Source organism: Arthrobacter alpinus, from assembly GCF_001294625.1.
Lineage (GTDB): Bacteria > Actinomycetota > Actinomycetes > Actinomycetales > Micrococcaceae > Specibacter > Specibacter alpinus_A.
Genome location: NZ_CP012677.1, coordinates 2,777,660 through 2,795,068, shown reverse-complemented (window position 1 = coordinate 2,795,068; position 17,409 = coordinate 2,777,660). Strand labels below are relative to the sequence as shown.

The window sequence follows — 17,409 nt, the reverse complement described above, 5'->3', positions numbered from 1 at the left end:
CTGACACAGTGCGAATTTTGACCATTGACACCTCAGCCGTGGCCAGTGCCGCGGTGCTGAGCTTTGACCCCGCGGACGCCGTGCGCACCCAAAAAGTTGAGGCGAACTTTGCCACGGAGGACACCCGAAGCCATGCCGAAGTGCTCGCGCCCGGGGTGAAATCCCTGTTGGGAGATCCCGTCACCGAAGGCCCGGCCCTGGATGCGATCATCGTCGGAACGGGTCCGGGGCCGTTCACCGGCCTGCGCTCGGGTATCGCGATGGCGCGAACCCTGGCCTTCACCTGGGGCGTGCCGCTCTATGGCCTGATGAGCCTGGATGCGCTGGCCCAGCAAGTGTTTGACACACCCAGGTACGACGCCGGACGGGCGGTGGCGCCGTTGGCCGTGCGCGAATTTGTGGTCGCCACCGACGCCCGCCGCAAGGAAGTTTACTGGGCCCGGTACAGTGCCGGTGCGCAGCTGCTGGATGGGCCCCATGTGGGTCCGGCCAGTGCGGTGACGGGGGTCCAGGTCTTCGGCGCCGGGGCCGGCCTGTACGCTGCCGAGCTGGGCGCGAACGGATGTGAGGTGGATCCCGGGTTTGCCGACGTCCAACCCAGCGCCCTCCAACTGGGCCGGGCGGCGGTGCGCAGGATTGCTGCGGCCGGGTCTCTGGAAGGCGCCGGCCTGCTGGATACCACGCCGCTGTACCTGCGTGAATCCGATGCGAAGGTGCCCGGGCCCCGGAAGCGGGCCCTGTGAGCGGGCAGCAGCCCGAAACCCCGTTTTTGACGTTGCGGGAGATGACGGTGGCGGACATTGACGCGATCACCGCCATGGACGCCACGCTTTTCGGTGTGGACAGTTGGCCCCGGCACATGTTCGTTGACGAACTGGCCCGGCCCGAAACCCGCCGTTACATCATCGCGGAGGTTTCCGGCCAGGCAGGCCATCTGGTGATGGCCGGCTATGCCGGGCTGATGTGCATACCGCCCATTGGCGACATCCAGACCATTGGGGTGCTGCCACAGTACGAGGGGCGCGGCTACGCCCGGGCCATGCTGGTTGAACTCATTGATGAGGCCCGCCGGCGCGGGGCACAGGAGGTGATGCTGGAGGTCAGTTCCACTAACCCCAGGGCGCAGGAGCTGTACCGCCGTTTTGGGTTCGAGCACATCCATACGCGGCGCAAATATTACCGCGACGGATCGGACGGGCTGATCATGCGCCTGCAGCTTTCTGAACCACACGCAGTGAACACACAAACACAGGAAACGGACCCCGCATGAACCAGAGCAATCCGCTGATTTTGGGGATCGAATCCTCCTGCGACGAAACGGGCGTGGGCCTGGTGCGCGGGACACAACTGCTGACCAACACGGTGTCCTCCTCCATGGATGAACACGTGCGCTTTGGGGGAGTCATCCCCGAAATTGCCTCCCGGGCACACCTGGATGCTTTTGTGCCGACACTGGCACAGGCGCTGGCTGATGCGGGGGTGACGTTGGGGGACGTGGACGCCATCGCCGTCACCAGCGGGCCCGGACTGGCAGGGGCACTGATGGTAGGTGTCAGTGCCGCCAAGGCGTTGGCCCTTGCCACGGGCAAGCCGCTGTACGCCATCAACCACCTCGTGGCCCATGTGGGGGTGGGGCTGTTGGATGAATCGATCGCCGCCCAGACCGTGGCCCTGGACGCCACCGCCGGTGCGCTGCCGCCGAATCTTGGCGCCCTGCTGGTGTCGGGTGGGCACACCGAGATTTTGCGGGTGCGCAGCATCGCCTCCGACGTGGAACTGCTCGGTGCCACCATTGACGACGCCGCGGGGGAGGCCTTCGACAAGGTGGCCAGGATCTTGGGCCTGGGATATCCGGGCGGACCAGCCATTGACGCGCTGGCCAGGGAGGGCAACGCGAAGGCCATCCGCTTCCCGCGGGGGCTGACTGCGCCCAAGTACATGGGCACCACAGAAGCGCCCGGGCCGCACCGCTATGACTTCTCCTTCTCGGGTCTGAAGACCGCCGTGGCCCGGAGCGTTGAAAGCTACGAGGCACGCGGCGAGGAAATCCCGGTGGCCGACGTCGCGGCGTCGTTCCAGGAAGCGGTGCTGGATGTCATCACCGCAAAGGCGGTGCTGGCCTGCAAGGAACAAGGCATGACCACCTTGTTGCTGGGCGGGGGAGTGGCGGCAAATTCACGGCTGCGCGAACTGGCGTCGCAGCGTGCCTCCACGGCCGGCATCACCTTGCTGGTGCCCAAGCTTTCACTGTGCACCGACAACGGCGCCATGGTGGCCGCGCTCGGAGCCCAGCTGGTTATGAACGGGGTGGCGCCCAGCGATCTGGCCTTCGCCCCGGATTCCTCGATGCCAGTGGGCACCATCAGTCTGTAGTGGCGCCGCCCGCCACTAGCCCGTCGCTAGGCCGCCGGCAGCGTTAGTTCCATGACTGTGCCCCGGGGGCCCGTGGCACTGATGTCAATGCGTCCGCCAGCGGCGGTTGCGATCTCCCGGACCAAGGCCAAACCCAGGCCATAGCTGCGCCGCCCCCCTACCGGAGCATCACTCGTTCGGGCAAACCGCTCAAACACGCGAGCCTGGTCTATTCCCGAGATTCCGGTGCCCGTATCGCTCACAGTGATGCGTGCATCGCGGCCGACAAGCGACGTGCGCACCGTCACGTCACCCCCGGACGGGGTGTGGTTTAACGCGTTGTCCACCAGTCCTAGGACGGCCCGGCGCAAACTGTTGGCTTGGATGCGAACCCGAGCGTCGCCGCCGTGCTTTACCTCAAGGTGCACACCGCGAGAACCAGCCAGATCCTGCAAATCCGCGATAACGGCGTCAACTACAGTGCTGACGTTGACTGGATCGACCGGTGAATCGTGGTCTCCGGTGGCCGCGAGCAACAGTTCCTGGACCGTGGTGCTCAAGGCGGCAGTGTCGGTACGGATCTGTGCCAGCAACCGTGCGGCGTCACTACCGGGCGGCACCTTGCGTTCGGCCAGCTGGACGCGCGCGTCAAGAATGGTCAGCGGGGTGCGCAGCTCATGGCTGGCGTCCTGGATGAAGCGTCGCTGCAACGCCAACGCCTTTCCCAACGGTCTGATGGCGCTGCGGGCGCTCAGCCAGCCGATGGCGCCAGCTGCAAGAATACCGCCAAGTCCGGCTACGAGCATTGCCTTGAGCATGTCATTGGACTCAACGTAGACGCGGGCCGACGAGTCTGTCCCCGAAAGTTCCGGATGCCCGGAAAGGTACAGCATGTACAGAGCCGCCGCGATGATCGTGGCAACCACCATGAGGGCGCACGCCACGGCTATGCGCAAGCCAACAGTCACCGCGGCTCGCCGCAGTTGGCTCGCGTCTGCCGCGGTAAATTCCCCGCTCATGAGGCATCCCCGATCTGGTAGCCCAAGCCATGCACGGTTCTGATCACAGTCTTTGATACCTTCTTGCGCAAATAGTGCACGTACGTGTCAATGACAGTCGGCGAGTCTTCTGCATGGAACAACGCCTCCATCATCTCCGGGCGGGTAAAAACCCGCCCGGAGTCTCCGGCGAGCAGGCCCAACAGTTCCGCCTCCTTGGCCGTAAGTGGGACGTGATCCCCATAAGGTGACCGTAGGGTCCTGTTGGCCGGATCCAGGTCCCAATCGCCAATAATGAGCACTGCGGGGGCGGGAATATTTGTACGCGAAATTGCGCGGAGGCGGGCGCGCAACTCGCCGGCATCAAACGGTTTGGTCATATAGTCGCTGGCCCCGGCGTCGAGCCCTTCAATCTTTTCTACTGTGGTGCCTAGAGCCGTCAAGATCAGGGCAGGAGCAGCAATTCCTTGGCGTCGCAAGGCCTTCAGCAGTTCCACCCCGTCCATGACCGGAAGGCCGCGGTCAATGACCATCACGTCCCATTCGCCGGTCAGGCCAAGATGTAGGCCCGCCTGCCCGTCCGGTGCCAGCGTCACGCGGTAGTCCTGCGCCAACAGCTCGGCGATCAGCGGTCCCAGTACGGGATCGTCTTCCACAAGCAGGAGTTGTGGGCGCTCATTGGTGTGCATGTTCCTTATTGTCTCGCGCTGAACCCGGTGTTGGACCCTGAGCTGCAATCCGGGCCCGGCGCCGCGAGCGAAGAAGCCCGATCACACCCGGAAGCACCGAGACCAGCACCAACAGGATGGCGATGACGTCGATGTTCTTGGCAATGAAGTCAAAATGGCCCAGCCAAGTACCCAAAAGGACCACTGACGCCGCCCAGCCCAGCGCCCCGGCAATGTTCCACAGCGTGAATTTCTTGTGATTGTACTGGGCAATGCCAGCCACTAACGGGGCAAATGTACGTACCACGGGCACAAATCGGGCAAGCACAATCGCCTTGCCGCCCTGCTTGGCAAAGAATTCCTCGGTCCGCACCAGGTAGGCGGTTTTCAAAATCTTGGCGTCGTCTTTGAACCAACGCCGGCCAAATTTGCGGCCCAACATGTAGCCAACCTGGTCCCCAGCCACGGCGGCCAGGACAACCACGCCTATCAGTAGTGGCAGGGACAGGTTCAACTGCTGGTGCAGCAAACCTGCCGTAAAGAGCAAAGAGTCACCAGGAAGGAACGGGAACAGGACACCGGATTCAATGAAGATCATTAGGGCCATCACGCCCAGAGTTGCCGGGCCCAACCCCTGCAAGAGAGCCGCAGGGTCAAGGACGGAGGACAGCCCGGCGGGGAGGGCTCCCGAGACGGTGGACGGCAGCGCGCTGGCAAGCATCAGCATCGACAAGCTCCTATCGCTGGTTGTTAGGGGAGGCCACGGGGCCAAAACGCCCTAGCAGGGGGATACGCGGCAAAATCCGGCCCTGGTAGCGGTTCCACACACCGGCAAAGAGAATAACCATTGCGCTCGCGGCCAGGAGCGAGGCCAGCACATCGCTGGGGTAGTGCACACCAATGTATAAACGCGACCATGCAACGATGATTGGAACGGCGATGCCAGCGACGCCGGCCAGCCTGGCCCACCGGCTGTTCCGAGCCAAGAAAAAGAATGCCCAGGCCAGGCCAACGGCCAGGGCCACGTGGCCGCTGGGGAAGCTGTTCGACCCGGTTTCAGGGGCCAATGGGTCAAAGAGCAGGGCGGGGTTGGGCCGTTGGCGTTCAACGAGAACCTTGAAGAGCTGGCTCGACAGCCACCCCGCCGCGGCGACACCGCCGAACGCCACCGCATTTATTGGCGATTTGTGCATCACCAACAAGTAAAGGGCCACTGCGGCAATGATCACGACGCCGCCCACCGGGGAAAACACATAGTTCAACGTCATTGCCACGGCTGTCAGGGCAGAGTTGTGGTCGCGGCTGAGCTCCTGATCCACGGAAAACTCTCCGATGGTGAATCCTGGCAGTTTCTTGGCTATCAGACCCAGTGAAAGGACACTGGCTGAAAGCAACAAAGCCCACAACAACCAGAGCCGGGGTAGGGGCAGCACGGCCAAACGGGTGCGCCGGGTCAGCTGCGTGGTCCTGGTATGCGCTGGATTTGTCGACTCGTACAATGGACGGGCTGGGACGGGATACGACACTTGTTGCTCCGAATCGTGGCGGATAGTGGAAGCGACCCGAAGGCCTTTCCCCCAGTGTTCCGCACACAAACTAAGAACTTACTAAGATCTGCCCCACCCGAGCGGCGGCATGAAGACTAGTTCGTGGCCATCTCCGCCACAAGGTTCCGAACGACTGCGCGAAGGTCACCGTCGGCGGCGGCAGCCACGGCGCGTTGACGCTGGTAACCGGCGCCGTTGGCGATGATCTTTTCCACACTGGCGAGCTCGTCGGCGCAGCCGAGCCGGGCGGCAACGGGTTCGAGCCTGTTCAGCAATTCTAGGGTGTGCTCGGTGACGAGCTGCTCCTTGCCTGCCGCGTCAAGAATGACGATGGCTTCCATGCCATAGCGGGCGGCCCGCCACTTGTTTTCCTGGATGTGCCACGGCGGCATGGTGGGGATGGTGCCGCCGTCGTCCAGGGTGTTTGAAAAGTCCTCAACCAAGCACTGGGTGAGTGCCGCGATCGCCCCGATCTCCTCCAGAGTGGACATGCCGTCACAGATGCGCATCTCAATGGTGCCCAGCCCGGCCACCGGTCGGATGTCCCAGCGGATTTCATTCGTGGCGTCGATGACCCCGGTGGTGAACATGTCCTGCACGTAGGCTTCGTAGGCTTCCCAGCTGGAAAATTGGAACGGCAGTCCGGCAGTGGGAAGCTGCTGAAACATCAGGGCGCGCTGCGAGGCGTAGCCGGTGTCTTCGCCGTTCCAGTAAGGGGAGGACGCCGAAAGGGCCTGGAAGTGCGGGAAATAGTTCACCAGCCCATCCAGGACCGGCATGGCCTTGGAGACGTGGTCCAGGCCAACATGGACGTGGACGCCGTAGATGAGCATCTGAGTGCCCCACCACTGGGTCCGCTCGACGAGTTTCGCGTAGCGTTCCTTGTCGGTGACTTCCTGTGTGCGCGGGTTACTGAAGGGGTGGGTACCGGCACTGAGCAAATCCAGGCCCAACGGCTTGGCCGCCTCACGGACAATGTTCAGGTTACGGCGCAGGTCATCGGTGCCCTCGGCCACCGTGTGGCAGATACCAGTGACCAATTCCACCGTGTTCAACAGCATTTCACCCTTGATGTGCGGGTGCTCGTCGGCGTTCATGGCCTCTGGATGGGCCCGGGAGACATTTGCCAAAACGCTATTTGCTTGGGGTGCAAGATCACCGGACGCACTGTCCACCAAGGCGATTTCCCACTCCAGGCCGAGGGTGGACTGCTCAGATTTGGCGAAATCAATTCTCACCGTGGGGTCCCCCTCTATTATTGTTGCCAATTATTGCCTCACGGCGTGGCGCCGTATGCCCCTTGATTCTAATGCAGGAAAGGGGGGCAGAATGGAAGGGTGCCCATTCTGAACAAAGACATGAAGCTATGTATCTCCCTGGCAGCGCGCCCCAGCAATATCGGCACGCGCTTCCACAACTATCTCTACGATGCCCTGGAGCTGAACTACGTCTACAAGGCCTTCGCGCCGGTGGACCTGGGCCAGGCGGTGACGGGGATCCGGGGACTGGGAATCCGTGGGGCCGCCGTGTCGATGCCGTACAAGGAGGCCGTCATCGCCATGGTCGACGTCATGGACGCATCCGCCGCGGCCATTGATTCGGTCAACACCATTGTCAACAACGACGGCGTCCTGACCGCCTACAACACCGACTACCTTGCCATCGCCCGGCTGCTGGCCGTGCACAAGGTCCGTGCCGATTCCACTGTTCTGCTGCGCGGCTCTGGCGGCATGGCCAAGGCAGTTGCTGCGGCCCTTCGCGACGCCGGTATGGCAAACGTGAGGATCGTGGCCCGCAATGAGGTGGCAGGCCGGGAGCTGGCCAGCCTCTACAACTTCGCCTGGCTCCCCGAGGTGGGGGCCGCCACGGCCGACCTTCTCATCAATGTCACCCCGCTCGGGATGGCCGGGGCCGATGAAACCGTGCAGTCCTTCTCCGACGCCACCGTTGCCGTCGCTCAGCTGGTCTTCGACGTCGTCGCACTGCCTTCCCAGACGCCGCTGATCACGGCCGCCCGCGCCGCCGGCAAGCCCGTCATTACCGGCGCAGAGGTTATCGCACTCCAGGCGGAAGAGCAGTTTGTGCTGTACACGGGGGTGCGCCCCAGCCCCGAACTGATACGTGCGGCGTCGGAGTTCTCCCGCTCCTAGAAGCACTCGCAGCAATGGTTGCTTTTCCCGGCGCTGTCGCACTTGTTGCGGGGGCGTTTGGGGAAGTGGTGGCGGGGCGGGCGTGAGGATAAAAGTGGGCAGTTAGAAGCCGTGCGGTTCAACCACGACGGCGATCCTGTCGTCCCCGATCCGGGTCAGGATCAAGGTGGCCTTGTTTGGGCCCTTCCCGGAACCGGTGAGTAGTTGGCGGCGTACTTCCTCGGGGGTCGTTGAGATGCCGCGCTTCTTGATGTCCAGCACCCCTATCCGGTTCGCCTTGACCCAGGCTTTCAGCGCCTTGATGTTGAAGGGCTTGACCTCCAGCACCTTGTAGCCGCGGGCAAAGGGCGTCTGGGCAGGCTGTTCGGAGCAGAGGTAGGCGATGTGTTCGTCAATGAGGTGTGCGCCCATCGTCCGGGCCAAATCGGCCACGAGTCCTGCGCGGATGACGGCGCCGTCGGGTTCGTAGAGGTACCCGGCGATGGGGCCAAGCTGAACATCCTGGTGCGCCGGATCGTAGACGATGGCACTGGTGAGCTCGTTCATCCCGTGTGCCCCCACCACCAGCGCGGCCCTGCGGATGCCGGGCCGGGCCAGGGCGTTGAAGTACAGGCCGGCCTCGACCACGTCCCCGTTGACCGAGATCCATTGGGCCTCGGCGGTGGCCGGGACGGCGTCGTGCGGAATGCTCGGACCCATTTTGACGCCGACAGCCCTGCCGGAATCGGCAAGCTTTTCCACAAACGACAGGGGCGGGGAGAACGCCTCGGGATCAAAGAGCCTGGTGGTGCCTGAGGTGTTGGTGGTGCGTCGGGCGGGGTCAAGCCAGACGCCCTCGATGCCGTCCAGGTTGGTGTCCTCGGCGCGGCCGCAAATGACATTGGCGTGAGGGAACGGCATAAGGTTCACGGTGGTGCACGCTGCCGTGATCTCATCCATCTCCACGGCGGTGACGTTGATGTCGAGGCTGGCCATGGCCAGGGAGTCCGCGCCGATGCCGCAGCCAAGATCGGCCACGGAGGTGATGGACGCCGTCGTAAATCTTTGGGCGTGCAGGGCCGCGATGCTCAGGCGCGTGGCCTGTTCCAGCCCGGCCTGAGTGAAGAGCATCTGGTGGGCGAACTCGCCAAACTTCGCCTCCGCCTTGGCGCGCAGCCGGGCCTGCGTCAACGCTGCGGCGACCAGCTCGGGGGTGTGGCCGGCCTTGCGCAGGGTCTCGTTGAGTTTGAGTGACTCTGATTCCTTGTAGGGGCCCAGGGAGGCCAAAAGTTCCCAGCCTGCGACGGTCAGGAGAGGGGAAATTGCGTCAGTGGACATGGGTAAATCGTAGCCGCTCCACGGCCGGTGACGAGCGTCACTTGAAATAGGGCAGCAATAATTTGCGTATTTATTCCGCTATGCAATAGCTTTACAAGACTGCCCGTAAGGGTTGCCTAAGCTAAATCGATCCTGGAGATCACTGATGTTGAAGAAAAGCCTGCTGACGCTCGCCGCCGCCACCGCCGCCATGCTGGCTCTGGCCTCCTGCGGCCAAGGTGCCGGCGCAGGATCCCAGGACAAAGCCGCCGGCACCGTCTCTATCACACACGCCCAGGGAACGCAGGACGTGCCGCTGAACCCGGCAAAGGTCTACACCTTTGACCTGGGCGTTCTGGACACCCTGGATGCCTTGGACGTGCCGGTCTCGGGTATACCTCAGGTCAGCTTGCCAGCGTCCTTCACGGCGTACGGTTCGCCCGACATCCAGAACATCGGCACCATGAAGGAACCGGATTTTGAGGCCATCAGTGCCGGCGCCCCGGATTTGATCATCATCTCGGGCCGGACGGCTGGCTCGTACGCCGAACTGAGCAAGATTGCCCCCACGATCGATCTGAGCATCAGCGCCAAGGCGCCCATGGACTCATTCAAGGCCGCAACCGCTAGCCTGGGCCAGATCTTCGGCAAGGAAGCTGAAGTTGCCGCGAAGATTGCCGCGATCGACACGAAGGTCGCCGCTACCAAGGCCACAGCCCCCGCAGCCGGTACGGGCCTGATTGTCATGACCAGTGGCGGCGAGCTGACAGCGTACGGCGCAGGCTCCCGCTTCGGGCTGATCCACGACGTCCTCGGTGTGCCCACCGCCGCCGAGGTCAAGGCCGAGGGCTCCCATGGCGAGGCCATCTCTTTTGAGTACATTGCCAAGTCCAACCCCGGCAGCCTGTACGTGATTGACCGCGACGTGGCCATGGGCGAATCCAAGGGTGCCGCCGAGGCTGTCTTGAACAACGCCCTGGTCAAGGGGACGGATGCCGCCAAGAACTCCCGCATCAGCTACCTTGACCCGGCCAGCTGGTACCTCATCGGCTACGGCCTGAACAATGTCGACGCCATGGTCGACGCCGTAGCTACTTCGGTCGCGAAGGCCTAGCCCCTAGTCTCTTCCGCCCGCTGCGGCCCTCAGGCGCCGGAGCGGGGACAAAAACCCAAGGATTTCTTGTGTCACTTGCAACGGTTGCCCCCGTGCAAACGGTGGATCCCGCAGCACGCACTGCCGGCTCCGGCCTCAAGCTGGCGCTTGGCGGGGCGGTCGTGTTGCTGCTGGCCATCGTGAGCATGTTTGTCGGCGTCAGCGATCTCTCTGCGCCAGCATTGCTGGCAGGGGACCCTGCGGCCTGGCATGTGCTCTGGATCAGCCGTATCCCACGGACCATCTCGGTCATCCTGGCCGGAGCCGCCGTCAGCGTGGCCGGGCTCATCATGCAGCTCATGGCCAAGAGCAAGTTCGCGGACCCCTCCATGGTGGGCACCGTGGAATCGGCGTCGCTGGGCATCCTGGTGGTCACCGTGCTCTTCCCGGCAGCCTCACTCTTTTTGAAGATGGGCGTCGCCAGCGTCTTCGCCATGGCCGGAACTGCGTTGTTTTTGCTGATCCTGCGCCGAATGCCGTTGCGCAACACGCTCATCGTGCCCTTGGTTGGCATCATGCTGGGCGGGGTCATTGCCGCCGTAACCACGTTCTTCGCCTACCGTTTTGACTTGCTGCAGACCCTGAACTCGTGGATGGTGGGCGATTTTTCCGGCGTCCTGCAGGGCCGCTACGAACTGTTGTACATTGTGGGCGCACTGACAGTGGTGGGGTTCGTCTGCGCCGACCGTTTCACCGTCATCGGCCTGGGCCAGGAGTTCACCACGAACCTAGGGCTGAACTACAACCGCATCATGATGCTGGGGCTGGTGATCGTGTCCCTGATCAGCGCCGTCGTGGTGGTCTCGGTGGGTGCCATCCCGTTCCTGGGCCTGATTGTGCCCAATCTGGTCTCCATGTACTTCGGCGACAACGTCCGCCGGGCCATCCCGTGGGTGGCCGTGTTTGGTGCCGGCTTTGTCCTGGTGTGCGACATCATCGGCCGCACCATCCGCTACCCGTTTGAAATACCCGTCGGCATCATTGTCTCCGCCGTGGGCAGCCTGATCTTCTTGTACATGCTCCTGGGGAGGAGGAAAACCAATGGCCACTAATCCGATTCCGGCCGCACTTTCCGTTAGTGCGCGCAAACCCGGGCGACAGAAACCAGTGCTGTCCGCCGGTTTCCTGCTGGCTGTTTTGGGCGTGGTGGCCGTGGCCGTGATCCTGGTTTTCATGACGATCGAGCTGCGCGGGAACTTGGGCTACATCCTGCCGCGCCGGGCCATCAAGGTCGGCTCCATGGTCCTGGTCGCCGTCGCCGTGGGGCTCTCCACCGTGTTGTTCCAGACCGTCACGGCCAACCGCATCCTGACCCCCTCCATCATGGGCTTTGACGCCTTGTACATCCTGCTGCAAACCGTGCTCACGTTTGTGCTCGGAGGGCAGGTGGTGCTTTCAATGGTGGCGCCATTGAAATTTGGCCTCGAGGTGCTGCTGATGGTGGCTTTCTCGCTGCTGTTGTACCGGTGGCTGTTCACCGGCAACGGCAAGAGCCTGCACCTGATGTTGTTGGTCGGCATCGTCTTTGGCACCTTGTTCCGCGGGGTCTCGGCCCTCATGCAACGGCTCATGGACCCCAGCGAATACCTGCTCCTGCAGGACCTGTTCTTCGCCTCCTTCAACCAGGTGGACGGGACGTTGCTGCTGGTGGCGATTGCCGCCGTCGTGCTGGTCTCGATCCCGGCGTGGCGGATGCGCCGCGAATACGACGTGTTGGCGTTAGGCCGGGAAACATCGATCAACTTGGGCGTGGATCACCGCAGGGCCGCCACGGTGACACTTGTCATCTGCTCGGTGCTGGTGGCCGTCTCCACGGCGCTCGTGGGTCCCATCACGTTCTTCGGGCTGTTGGTGGCGTCCCTGGCGTATCAGCTGGTGCCGAAGTTCACGCACGCCGTTGTGCTGCCGGTTGCCATCTTGCTGGGCGTCATCTCGCTCGTGGGCGGGCAACTGGTGCTTGAACGCATCTTTGACTTCAACAGTGCCCTGAGCATTGTCATCGAATTTATTGGCGGCTTGGTCTTCATCGGGCTGCTATTGAAAGGGTCGTTAAAGTGATTGAAATCTCCGGGGTCAGCAAATCCTACGACGGCCGGCCGGTGGTCCGGGACGTCACCGCAACGATCCCGGCCGGCGGCATCACCTCGATCATCGGCCCCAATGGAGCCGGGAAGTCCACCCTGCTGTCCATGATCAGCCGGTTGCTGCCCATGGACGCCGGCAGGGTGCAGGTGGGCGGGCTGGACGTGCACGCCACCGCCAGTAGGGAACTGTCCAAGACCATGGCGATCCTGCGCCAGGAAAACCAGCTCAGCGTGCGGCTTTCGGTGCGGGACCTGGTCGGATTTGGCCGGTTCCCGCACAACGGCGGACGCCCCACCGCTACCGATAAGGAACATATTGACACCTCCCTGGACTATCTTGAGCTGGGGCCGCTGGCCGACCGCTTTGTCGATGAATTATCCGGCGGGCAGCGCCAACGCGCTTTCATTGCCATGGTGCTGGCCCAGGACACCGAGTACCTGCTGCTGGATGAGCCGCTGAACAACCTGGACATGAAGCATTCGGTGCACATGATGCGCACCCTGCGGAAAATGGCGGACGAGCTGGGCAAGACCATTGTGCTGGTCATCCACGACATCAACTTTGCCTCCTGCTACTCGGATACCATCCTGGCTATGAAGGATGGCGAACTGATCTCCCAAGGCGCCCCGGCCGAGCTTATGCACAGCTCCGTGCTGGCGCAGGTGTACGGCATTGACATCCGCGTCGAGGAAATCGACGGCAACCGGATCGGCGTCTACTTCGCCTGACTTCCGGCACCTGAACCCTCGCTGCAACGACGTCGTCGCCGCTTAACTGTCCCTGCGGATCCAGCGGAACGTCATCTTGCACAGCGCGAGTCCAATCACCAGCCACAGCCCCAGGACGAGCGCCACCAGACCCAGGTCCCACGACCCGCCAGGTTCCATGGACTCGAACCGCTCCGGCAGGAACACGCTGCGCATGCCTTGGGCCATCCACTTCAGTGGGAAGATGCTGGCAACGTTTTGCAGCCACGACGGAAGCTGGGCGAAGTTCAGGTAGACGCCGGAGATGAACTGCAGCAGCAGCACGATCGGGATCACGACGGCGGTGGCGCTTTTGCCTGTGCGGGGCAGCGCCGAGAGGGCAATGCCCAGGACGCAGCTGGTGATGACGCCGAACAAGAAGACCCAGGCAAACGTCAGCCATTTGCCGGGTTCGGTGGGCAGCGAAACGTCAAAGGCGAACTTGGCCACGAGCAACAGCAAGATCACCTGAAACACCGAGCTGACCAGGACCATGCCGATCTTGCCCATGAAATAGGAAAACACCGGCAGGGGAGTGCCACCCAGGCGTTTGAGCGTGCCGTCGCCCTTTTCTCCGGCGATGTCCACGCCCAGGTTTTGCACCCCACTGAGCAGCATGCCTGCGGCCACCATGCCGGGTACGTAAAACGCGGCAAAGGTGATGCCACCGGTACCGTCGGGGGCCGCCCCGATGGTGCCGCTGGTGCTGAAGGCCACGGCGAAGATCGAGAGCATCAGGATAGGGAACAGGAACGTGAAAAATACGGAGTCGCCCTGACGAAAGTACAGTCTGAGCTCGTAGCCGATGCGTGAGGTGCCCAACTGCAACGTTCTCATGCCGTGTCCTCTGCCGTTGCCTGCGCCGATCCGGGCCGGGAATGCCGCCCAACAAGTTCCAGGTAGATGTCCTCCAAGCTGGGCCGGGTGATCTCAAGGGAGTCCACCTCACGGCCGGCCTCCGCATAAAGCCGTGCGGCCAGTGCCGACGGCTCGGCCGTGCGCACTTCCTTGACGAAGCCCTCCTGCTGCCAGCGAACGAGAGGCACCTTTGCGCCGTGGCCGCCAATGTCGTCAATGGCACCAATGTCCACCAGCTTGCCTCCGACGATCACCCCTGCCCTGTCGGCCAGCGTCGCCGCCTCGTCCAGGTAGTGGGTTGTCAGCAAGATGGTGGTGCCCTCATCCTTGAGCTGGTTGATCAGCCCCCAAAACTGGCGGCGGGCCTCTGGGTCAAAGCCGGTGGTGGGTTCATCCAGGAACAGCAATCGGGGGCGGCCGATAATCCCCAGAGCAACGTCCACCCGGCGCCGCTGCCCGCCCGAGAGTTTGCTGATCCGGGTTTTGGCCTTGCTCGAGAGGCCAACTGCCTCAATCACCTCGCCCACCTTGCGCGGGTGGGGGTAGTAATTGGCAAAGTGGGTCAGCTGCTCCAGGACTGTGACATTGCCGCTTTCGCCGGTTGACTGCAGCACGATGCCCAGCTGGGACTTCCAGTCCAGCCCGCCGCGTTGTGGATCCACGCCCAGGACCTGGACATCCCCGCCCGTCCTGTCCCGGTAGCCTTCCAAGATCTCAATGGTGGTGCTTTTGCCGGCGCCGTTGGGACCCAGCAGGGCAAACGTTTCACCTTCATGAATGTCGAAACTGATACCGTCCACGGCATTGCCATCCCCGTAGGATTTTTCCAGATCCCGGACCTGCACCAACGCGTTTGAACTTGTCATGGCATCATCGTTGCACCCCGACAAGGCTCCGAACAATGCTCGGGTGCGCCGTAAGCGAAACCAAGCCCGCCGCCGTCGCACTTTTGGCAAAAAACTTAGCACTCGCCTTGACCGAGTGCTAATGGATTCAATAGAGTCTGAGTTAGCACTCTCGCCATGAGGGTGCTAACTTGCTGAACTTTTGGCCATGGGATCCTCACCGGCACCGCGACGACGGTTGGGATCCACTAAGCATGGCCGCAAAGTTTGCCTGTCATCCATAGAATTTACTCATGTGAAGGAGAGGTCCGAGTGTCGGTCTCTATTAAGCCTCTTGAGGATCGTATTGTTGTTCGCCAGCTCGAAGCAGAGCTGACCACCGCATCCGGGTTGGTTATCCCGGATACTGCCAAGGAAAAGCCCCAGGAGGGCGAAGTTGTGGCAGTAGGCCCCGGCCGCGTTGACGATAACGGCAACCGCGTCCCGATCGATGTTGCCGTGGGCGACGTCGTCATCTACTCCAAGTACGGTGGCACCGAAGTGAAGACCGGTGGCGAAGAGCTGCTGGTCCTCTCGGCCCGCGACGTGCTGGCCATCGTCGTAAAGTAACCACTTTTGTAAAGCCCCGCGCCCGGCAATTCGCTGATCGTCGGTGATCGAGCCTGTCGAGATCGCGTCGAGATCATGGATAAGGGTGCGGGGTCTTTGCGTGAAAGGATAAAAACGCATGGCAAAGCAGCTTGTATTTAATGACAGCGCACGGAAGGCCCTCGAGGCCGGTATCGACAAGCTCGCCGACACCGTTAAGGTGACGCTCGGCCCGCGCGGTCGTAACGTAGTGCTGGATAAGAAGTGGGGCGCCCCCACGATCACCAACGACGGCGTCACGATCGCCCGCGAGGTGGAACTGGAAGACCCGTACGAGAACCTTGGTGCACAGCTGGCCAAGGAAGTTGCCACGAAGACCAACGATGTTGCCGGCGACGGCACCACCACGGCCACCGTTTTGGCACAAGCACTGGTCAAGGAAGGCCTGCGCAACGTTGCTGCAGGTGCGGCTCCCGGCGAGCTCAAGCGCGGCATCCAGGTTTCCGTTGAAGCCATTGCCAAGCGCCTGCTGGAGAACGCCCGCCCGGTCGAGGGTGGACAGGTGGCAGAGGTTGCCGCCATCTCCGCGCAGAGCCAGGAAATCGGCGACCTGCTCGCCGAGGCATTCGAGAAGGTCGGCAAAGATGGTGTGATCACCATCGAGGAATCCTCCACGACGACCACCGAACTGGTCCTCACCGAGGGCATGCAGTTCGACAAGGGCTACCTGTCCCCGTACTTCGTCACCGACGCAGAACGCCAGGAAGCTGTCATGGAGGATGCACTCATCCTCATCCACCAGGGCAAGATCTCCTCACTGCAGGACTTCCTGCCGCTGCTGGAGAAGGCCCTGGCGGCAGCGAAGCCGCTGTTCATCATCGCCGAGGACGTCGACGGCGAGGCCCTGTCCACGCTGATCGTCAACCGCCTGCGCGGCACCTTGAACGTTGTGGCCGTCAAGGCTCCTGGCTTCGGCGACCGCCGCAAGGCCATGCTGCAGGATATTGCGATCCTGACCGGTGCCCAGGTTGTCTCCCCGGAGATCGGCCTGTCCCTGGACCAGGTTGGCCTTGAAGTACTGGGTACGGCTCGCCGCATCACAGTCACCAAGGACACCACCACCATCGTTGACGGTGCCGGTACCTCGGAAGACGTAGCCGACCGTGTGGCCCAGCTGCATGCTGAGCTCAAGCGCACCGACTCCGATTGGGACAAGGAAAAGCTGCAGGAACGTCTGGCCAAGCTGGCAGGCGGCATCGGCGTGATCAAGGTTGGCGCAGCCACCGAGGTCGAGCTGAAGGAAAAGAAGCACCGCATTGAGGACGCCGTGTCCGCAACGCGTGCGGCCCTGGAAGAAGGCATTGTGGCCGGTGGCGGTTCCGCGCTGGTCCAGGCTGCGAAGGCTCTCGACGAGGATGCAACGGTCGCCGCCCTAACCGGCGACGCCGCAACTGCGATCGAACTGGTCCGCAAGGCCGTTGCTCAGCCCCTGCGCTGGATCGCCCAGAACGCCGGCCACGACGGCTACGTTGTGGTGCACAAGGTTGGCGAACTTGAAGACGGCTTCGGCTTCAACGCCGCCACCGGCATCTACGGCAACCTGATCTCCGACGGCGTCATCGACCCCGTCAAGGTCACCCGTTCGGCCCTGCGCAACGCAGCCTCCATCGCGGCCCTGGTGTTGACCACCGAGGTGCTCGTGACGGACAAGCCTGCAGAGGACGACGACGCAGCACACCAGCACTAATCCCCACTCGCCGGTCCGATAAATCGCTAACGCGATTTATCGGGAACCTGGCGAGTGTGGGCCCAGCAACCCGAATGGCTCGTTGGCCCAGTTTTGGAAATGACACCGATCCCGCTTTCGGACACCGATATCCCGGTGTCAGAAAGCGGGATCGGTGTCATTTTTGCGTTGTGCCGGTGCCGGTTCGCCCGGTCAGCGCTCCGGAGGGGGACCCTGCCGACGGAAACGCGCCCCCACTTGCCCATATGCGCAGTGCGTAGGGTGGCGGTTGCGCATACGCGACGGATCGAAAACTTATGCGTAGGGTTCCCGGCGTGGCGTTGCGCCTGTGAACAACGTGCGTAGACCACACAGGCGAGCACGGCGCACAATAAAA

General features: G+C 62.7%; 18 protein-coding genes. 10 read left to right on the top strand and 8 right to left on the bottom strand.

All coding sequences use genetic code 11. The features are described 5' to 3' along the window. Positions 1-8 precede the first annotated feature (8 nt). The 3 genes from tsaB to tsaD are packed head-to-tail and all read left to right on the top strand — an operon-like array spanning position 9 to position 2,373. Positions 9-743: a tRNA (adenosine(37)-N6)-threonylcarbamoyltransferase complex dimerization subunit type 1 TsaB gene (gene tsaB, locus AOC05_RS12605; RefSeq protein ID WP_062007518.1), complete on the top strand. Its 735-nt coding sequence runs from the start codon at positions 9-11 to the stop codon at positions 741-743. A gap of 41 nt (positions 744-784) precedes the next feature. Next, positions 785-1,270: a ribosomal protein S18-alanine N-acetyltransferase gene (gene rimI, locus AOC05_RS12600; RefSeq protein ID WP_062009755.1), complete on the top strand. Its 486-nt coding sequence runs from the start codon at positions 785-787 to the stop codon at positions 1,268-1,270. Beyond that, positions 1,267-2,373 (top strand): tRNA (adenosine(37)-N6)-threonylcarbamoyltransferase complex transferase subunit TsaD, encoded by a 1,107-nt coding sequence (tsaD, locus tag AOC05_RS12595; protein ID WP_062007517.1) that lies wholly within the window; start codon positions 1,267-1,269, stop codon positions 2,371-2,373. The genes rimI and tsaD overlap by 4 nt, the downstream gene beginning before the upstream one ends. A gap of 26 nt (positions 2,374-2,399) precedes the next feature. Here tsaD and AOC05_RS12590 read toward each other — a convergent pair whose 3' ends face one another. The 5 genes from AOC05_RS12590 to AOC05_RS12570 all read right to left on the bottom strand — a co-directional run bounded on the left by AOC05_RS12590 (position 2,400) and on the right by AOC05_RS12570 (position 6,803). Further along, on the bottom strand, positions 2,400-3,371 hold the full coding sequence (locus AOC05_RS12590; protein ID WP_062007516.1) for a sensor histidine kinase: 972 nt from the start codon (positions 3,369-3,371) through the stop codon (positions 2,400-2,402). Next, complete coding sequence (locus tag AOC05_RS12585) at positions 3,368-4,039, bottom strand: response regulator transcription factor (RefSeq protein ID WP_062007515.1); 672 nt, start codon at positions 4,037-4,039, stop codon at positions 3,368-3,370. The genes AOC05_RS12590 and AOC05_RS12585 overlap by 4 nt, the downstream gene beginning before the upstream one ends. Next, positions 4,026-4,745 carry a VTT domain-containing protein gene (locus AOC05_RS12580; RefSeq protein ID WP_157374984.1) on the bottom strand — a complete coding sequence of 240 codons (720 nt, stop codon included), beginning with the start codon at positions 4,743-4,745 and terminating at the stop codon, positions 4,026-4,028. Before AOC05_RS12580 ends, AOC05_RS12585 begins: the two co-directional genes overlap by 14 nt. A 10-nt stretch (positions 4,746-4,755) precedes the next feature. After that, positions 4,756-5,544 (bottom strand): phosphatase PAP2 family protein, encoded by a 789-nt coding sequence (locus tag AOC05_RS12575; protein WP_231687112.1) that lies wholly within the window; start codon positions 5,542-5,544, stop codon positions 4,756-4,758. 116 nt (positions 5,545-5,660) lie between these two features. Then, a complete protein-coding gene (locus AOC05_RS12570) occupies positions 5,661-6,803 on the bottom strand; it encodes a glutamate--cysteine ligase (protein WP_062007513.1) in 1,143 nt (380 codons plus the stop codon). A 99-nt stretch (positions 6,804-6,902) separates the two neighbouring features. Here AOC05_RS12570 and AOC05_RS12565 point away from each other — a divergent pair, with 99 nt between their 5' ends. Next, positions 6,903-7,715, top strand: coding sequence for a shikimate 5-dehydrogenase (locus AOC05_RS12565; protein ID WP_082357971.1), 813 nt, complete (start codon positions 6,903-6,905; stop codon positions 7,713-7,715). 102 nt (positions 7,716-7,817) lie between these two features. Here AOC05_RS12565 and AOC05_RS12560 read toward each other — a convergent pair whose 3' ends face one another. Then, the gene (locus AOC05_RS12560; RefSeq protein WP_062007512.1) at positions 7,818-9,032 is read right to left on the bottom strand and encodes a class I SAM-dependent methyltransferase; all 1,215 of its coding nucleotides are present in this window, start codon (positions 9,030-9,032) and stop codon (positions 7,818-7,820) included. A 145-nt stretch (positions 9,033-9,177) separates the two neighbouring features. On the opposite strand from AOC05_RS12560, the gene AOC05_RS12555 reads away from it, so the two are divergent. The 4 genes from AOC05_RS12555 to AOC05_RS12540 all read left to right on the top strand — a co-directional run bounded on the left by AOC05_RS12555 (position 9,178) and on the right by AOC05_RS12540 (position 12,977). Beyond that, positions 9,178-10,125: a siderophore ABC transporter substrate-binding protein gene (locus AOC05_RS12555; protein ID WP_157374983.1), complete on the top strand. Its 948-nt coding sequence runs from the start codon at positions 9,178-9,180 to the stop codon at positions 10,123-10,125. A 68-nt stretch (positions 10,126-10,193) separates the two neighbouring features. Continuing rightward, a complete protein-coding gene (locus AOC05_RS12550; protein WP_231687111.1) occupies positions 10,194-11,216 on the top strand; it encodes an ABC transporter permease in 1,023 nt (340 codons plus the stop codon). Then, positions 11,206-12,222 carry an iron chelate uptake ABC transporter family permease subunit gene (locus AOC05_RS12545; protein ID WP_062007511.1) on the top strand — a complete coding sequence of 339 codons (1,017 nt, stop codon included), beginning with the start codon at positions 11,206-11,208 and terminating at the stop codon, positions 12,220-12,222. Before AOC05_RS12550 ends, AOC05_RS12545 begins: the two co-directional genes overlap by 11 nt. Further along, the gene (locus AOC05_RS12540; RefSeq protein WP_062007510.1) at positions 12,219-12,977 is read left to right on the top strand and encodes an ABC transporter ATP-binding protein; all 759 of its coding nucleotides are present in this window, start codon (positions 12,219-12,221) and stop codon (positions 12,975-12,977) included. The genes AOC05_RS12545 and AOC05_RS12540 overlap by 4 nt, the downstream gene beginning before the upstream one ends. A 42-nt stretch (positions 12,978-13,019) precedes the next feature. Here AOC05_RS12540 and AOC05_RS12535 read toward each other — a convergent pair whose 3' ends face one another. Beyond that, positions 13,020-13,832, bottom strand: coding sequence for an ABC transporter permease (locus AOC05_RS12535; RefSeq protein ID WP_062007509.1), 813 nt, complete (start codon positions 13,830-13,832; stop codon positions 13,020-13,022). Continuing rightward, positions 13,829-14,719: an ABC transporter ATP-binding protein gene (locus tag AOC05_RS12530; protein ID WP_062007508.1), complete on the bottom strand. Its 891-nt coding sequence runs from the start codon at positions 14,717-14,719 to the stop codon at positions 13,829-13,831. The genes AOC05_RS12535 and AOC05_RS12530 overlap by 4 nt, the downstream gene beginning before the upstream one ends. A 291-nt stretch (positions 14,720-15,010) precedes the next feature. Here AOC05_RS12530 and groES point away from each other — a divergent pair, with 291 nt between their 5' ends. Both groES and groL read left to right on the top strand, forming a co-directional pair. Then, on the top strand, positions 15,011-15,307 hold the full coding sequence (gene groES, locus AOC05_RS12525; RefSeq protein WP_038464523.1) for a co-chaperone GroES: 297 nt from the start codon (positions 15,011-15,013) through the stop codon (positions 15,305-15,307). Between the two features lie 118 nt (positions 15,308-15,425). Then, entirely contained in the window at positions 15,426-17,033 is a 1,608-nt protein-coding gene (groL, locus tag AOC05_RS12520) for a chaperonin GroEL (protein ID WP_062007507.1), read from the top strand. The last annotated feature ends 376 nt before the right edge of the window (positions 17,034-17,409 follow it).

Coding starts and splice junctions, on each gene's coding strand:
- AOC05_RS12535 (WP_062007509.1), bottom strand. CDS start 13,832: ATGAGAACGTTGCAGTTGGGCACCTCACGCATCGGCTACGAGCTCAGA.
- tsaD (WP_062007517.1), top strand. CDS start 1,267: ATGAACCAGAGCAATCCGCTGATTTTGGGGATCGAATCCTCCTGCGAC.
- AOC05_RS12560 (WP_062007512.1), bottom strand. CDS start 9,032: ATGTCCACTGACGCAATTTCCCCTCTCCTGACCGTCGCAGGCTGGGAA.
- AOC05_RS12555 (WP_157374983.1), top strand. CDS start 9,178: ATGTTGAAGAAAAGCCTGCTGACGCTCGCCGCCGCCACCGCCGCCATG.
- rimI (WP_062009755.1), top strand. CDS start 785: ATGACGGTGGCGGACATTGACGCGATCACCGCCATGGACGCCACGCTT.
- AOC05_RS12545 (WP_062007511.1), top strand. CDS start 11,206: ATGGCCACTAATCCGATTCCGGCCGCACTTTCCGTTAGTGCGCGCAAA.
- AOC05_RS12580 (WP_157374984.1), bottom strand. CDS start 4,745: ATGCTGATGCTTGCCAGCGCGCTGCCGTCCACCGTCTCGGGAGCCCTC.
- AOC05_RS12590 (WP_062007516.1), bottom strand. CDS start 3,371: ATGAGCGGGGAATTTACCGCGGCAGACGCGAGCCAACTGCGGCGAGCC.
- groL (WP_062007507.1), top strand. CDS start 15,426: ATGGCAAAGCAGCTTGTATTTAATGACAGCGCACGGAAGGCCCTCGAG.
- AOC05_RS12585 (WP_062007515.1), bottom strand. CDS start 4,039: ATGCACACCAATGAGCGCCCACAACTCCTGCTTGTGGAAGACGATCCC.
- AOC05_RS12530 (WP_062007508.1), bottom strand. CDS start 14,719: ATGACAAGTTCAAACGCGTTGGTGCAGGTCCGGGATCTGGAAAAATCC.